Source organism: Bartonella sp. AD328YNZD, assembly GCF_042196425.1.
On the sequence record NZ_JBHIQG010000054.1, the window covers coordinates 7,578 to 11,340 of the forward strand.

Annotated in this window: 3 protein-coding genes; all 3 read left to right on the top strand. The window is 37.4% G+C overall.

Features of this window, described 5'->3' with window-relative positions:
• A partial coding sequence (gene nuoL / locus ACFIO3_RS04300) for an NADH-quinone oxidoreductase subunit L (protein WP_375704130.1) occupies window positions 1–1,533 on the top strand: 1,533 nt, incomplete at its 5' end.
• Entirely contained in the window at window positions 1,533–3,002 is a 1,470-nt protein-coding gene (locus tag ACFIO3_RS04305) for an NADH-quinone oxidoreductase subunit M (protein ID WP_375606838.1), read from the top strand. The genes nuoL and ACFIO3_RS04305, both read left to right, overlap by 1 nt.
• 17 nt (window positions 3,003–3,019) lie before the next feature.
• On the top strand, window positions 3,020–3,763 hold a 744-nt coding region (locus tag ACFIO3_RS04310; RefSeq protein WP_375704131.1), incomplete at its 3' end, for an NADH-quinone oxidoreductase subunit N.

A 3,763-nucleotide genomic window follows, 5' to 3' on the forward strand; every position in this document is an offset into this window, starting at 1 on the left:
GGACTTGCTTCTTATCTGTTAATTGGTTTTTGGTTTCAACGCGATTCTGCTAATAAGGCTGCAATGAAAGCTTTTGTCGTCAATCGTGTTGGAGACTTTGGTTTTCTCTTAGGAATATTTAGTATTTTTGTTTTATTTCAATCGGTTGATTTTAGCTCTATTTTTGCAAAAGCTGCAAACAATAGCTTTATACAAAATATGACATTTTTAGGTTGGCAGTTTGATGGACAGATGGCAATTACCATTACATGTCTTTTATTATTTATTGGTGCGATGGGAAAATCCGCACAATTTCTTTTACATACTTGGCTTCCTGATGCAATGGAAGGGCCAACCCCTGTATCAGCACTTATTCATGCAGCAACAATGGTAACGGCTGGTGTTTTTATGGTTGCGCGTATGTCGCCAATTTTTGAACTTTCTTCAACTGCTTTGACCGTGATTATTATTGTTGGAGCAACAACGGCATTTTTTGCAGCAACTGTGGGGTTAGTGCAGAATGATATTAAGCGTGTTATTGCTTATTCTACATGTTCTCAACTTGGTTATATGTTTGTTGCATTAGGTGTTGGAGCTTATGGAGCTGCTGTCTTTCATCTTTTTACGCATGCTTTTTTTAAAGCCTTATTGTTTCTTGGGGCGGGCTCTGTCATTCATGCTGTATCTGATGAACAAGATATGCGAAAAATGGGCGGGTTACGCAAACATATAAAGGTCACCTATTGGATGATGATGGTCGGGACCATTGCATTGACCGGTGTTGGCGTTCCTGGAACACTTTTCGGGACTGCGGGTTTTTTCTCAAAAGATGCGATTATAGAGTCTGCTTTTGCATCCCATAATATTGCTTCAGGGTATGCTTTTTATCTTCTTGTTTTTGCAGCCTTATTAACAAGCTTTTATTCATGGCGGCTTATCTTTATGACGTTCCATGGAAAACCACGAGCAACTGTTGATGTTATGCATCATGTACATGAATCGCCCCCAGTGATGTTGATCCCTCTCTTTATTTTATCTATTGGAGCAATATTTGCTGGTGTTATTTTCCAACCTTATTTTTTTGGTGATTTATACGATACTTTTTGGAAGGGAGCATTGTTTACAAGCAGCCACAATCATATCCTTCATGATGCCCACCATGTTTTTAATTGGGTAAAATGGTCGCCTTTTATAGCAATGATTCTTGGGTTTATGTTGGCTTATTTATTTTATATTGCGGCTCCCTCTCTTCCCAAGAAAATGGCGCGTATTATGCCAGGAGTGTATCACTTTCTTTACCAAAAGTGGTATTTCGATCAATTATATAACTTTTTATTTGTTCGTCCTACCTTTAGAATTGGTTCTTTTCTTTGGAAAGTGGGAGACGGTAAGATTATTGATGGTCTAGGTCCCAATGGTATTGCAGCGCGTGTTGTTGATATTACAAATAGAGTTGTTCGAATGCAAACAGGCTATCTTTACCACTATGCATTTGCAATGCTTATCGGCGTTGCATTGCTCATTACATGGATGATGATCGGGGGCGTAAACTAATGACCGATTGGCCTATTCTTTCTACGGTTACATTTTTGCCGCTTGTTGGTGTTCTTCTGATTTTGTTTATCAAAGATGATAGTGAAGTAGCACGCCATAATATACGTAATGTTGCATTTTTTACAACTCTATTTGTTTTTATTATTTCTTTAATTATTTGGATAGGATTTGATTCTAGCAACCAAAATTTTCAAATGGTTGAAAAATCCAGTTGGTTAGGGGGTGGTATTAGCTATCATATGGGGGTCGATGGTATTTCTATTCTTTTTGTTGTTCTCTCGGCTTTTCTTTTGCCTTTCTGTATTTTAGCAAGTTGGGAGAATGTTAAAGAGAGATTAAAAGCCTATATGATTGCGTTTCTTCTTCTAGAAGTTGCGATTATTGGTGTTTTTTGTGCTCTTGATGCAATGCTATTCTATGTTTTTTTTGAAGGCAGCCTCATTCCAATGTTTATCATTATAGGTGTGTGGGGTGGAGCACGTCGTGTTTATGCAAGTATCAAGTTTTTCCTATACACTTTACTTGGTTCAGTGCTTATGTTGGTTGCTCTTATGGTTATGTATTGGGAGGCTGGGACACTTGATATACCAACTTTACTCAATTATCAGTTTCCTGTTCATATGCAAATATGGTTGTGGCTTGCATTTTTTGCTTCTTTCGCAGTTAAAATGCCAATGTGGCCAGTTCATACATGGCTCCCTGATGCTCACGTAGAAGCACCGACGGCGGGTTCTGTTATTTTAGCTGGTGTCTTACTTAAATTAGGTGGGTATGGTTTTCTTCGTTTTTCTTTACCAATGTTTCCTATCGCTTCAGCAGATTTTGCGCCTTTTGTTTTCACATTATCGCTTATCGCTATTATTTATACATCACTGGTTGCACTTGTTCAAAGTGACATCAAAAAACTTATTGCATATTCCTCAATAGCGCATATGGGATATGTAACGATGGGTATTTTTGCTGCGAATGAACAGGGGATACAAGGGGCTATTTATCAGATGCTATCCCATGGAATTGTTTCAGCAGCATTGTTTCTTTGTGTTGGTGTTATCTATGATCGCTTGCATACACGTGAAATTTCAGCGTTTGGTGGTTTAGTGAATAATATGCCTAAATATGCTGTTGTTTTCTTAATTTTCACCATGGCAAATGTTGGTTTGCCTGGAAGCTCAGGGTTTTTGGGTGAATTTTTAACCTTAATAGGTGTTTTTCAAGTAAATAAATTGGTTGTTGTTTTAGCAACAACAGGTGTTATCTTATCGGCAGCCTATGCTCTTTATCTTTATCGGCGTGTGATTTTTGGTTCCTTGGATAAAGAGAATTTAAAAGTATTAATAGATCTTTCTTTAAGAGAAAAATTCCTCCTTTATCCAATGGTTATTCTTACAATATTCTTTGGTATCTATCCAACGCCTATTCTTAAGGCAACGGCGTTTTCCGTAGAAACCCTCATCAATAAACTGCACTAGATAAGGGAAGAATGCACATGCAAACTGAAATAATAGCGCAATTAGTCTTAATTCTTCCAGAGCTTTTAATTGCATTAGGAGCTGTCGTGCTGCTTATGATTGGTGTTTATTCCAATACACGTGCTTCTTTAACAGTGACAGGTTTAGCCATAGCACTTCTTGTGGCAACCATTGTTATTCTTATAGTTTTTCCGGAAAATGGCTCATTTCAAACCAATGCGCTCGTTATCGATTCCTTTAGTCGTTATATGAAAATTTTAATGCTTATTGGTGCACTCTTTTCTCTTATCATGTCTGTTGGTTTTGCCAATGCACAAAAGTTTAATATATTTGAGTTTCCAGTGCTTGTTCTTTTAGCAACCCTTGGAATGATGTTTATGATTTCAGCGGGTAATATGCTGTCGCTTTATATGGGGTTAGAATTGCAATCTTTAGCTTTATATGTTTTAGCAGCGATTAATCGTAATAATGTGAAATCTTCTGAAGCCGGTATAAAATACTTTGTTTTAGGAGCATTATCTTCAGGGTTGCTTCTTTATGGTATTTCTTTGCTTTATGGTTTTACCGGTCAAATTGGTTTTCACGAAATTGCTCTTGCTTTAAAAGGCAAGAATGTACAATTAGGGGTTATTTTTGGAATTGTCTTTATTTTAGCTGGTTTGGCTTTCAAAATTTCTGCTGTTCCGTTTCATATGTGGACACCTGATGTTTATGAAGGAGCGCCCACACCGATTACAGCATTTTTTGCTGGTGCCCCTAAA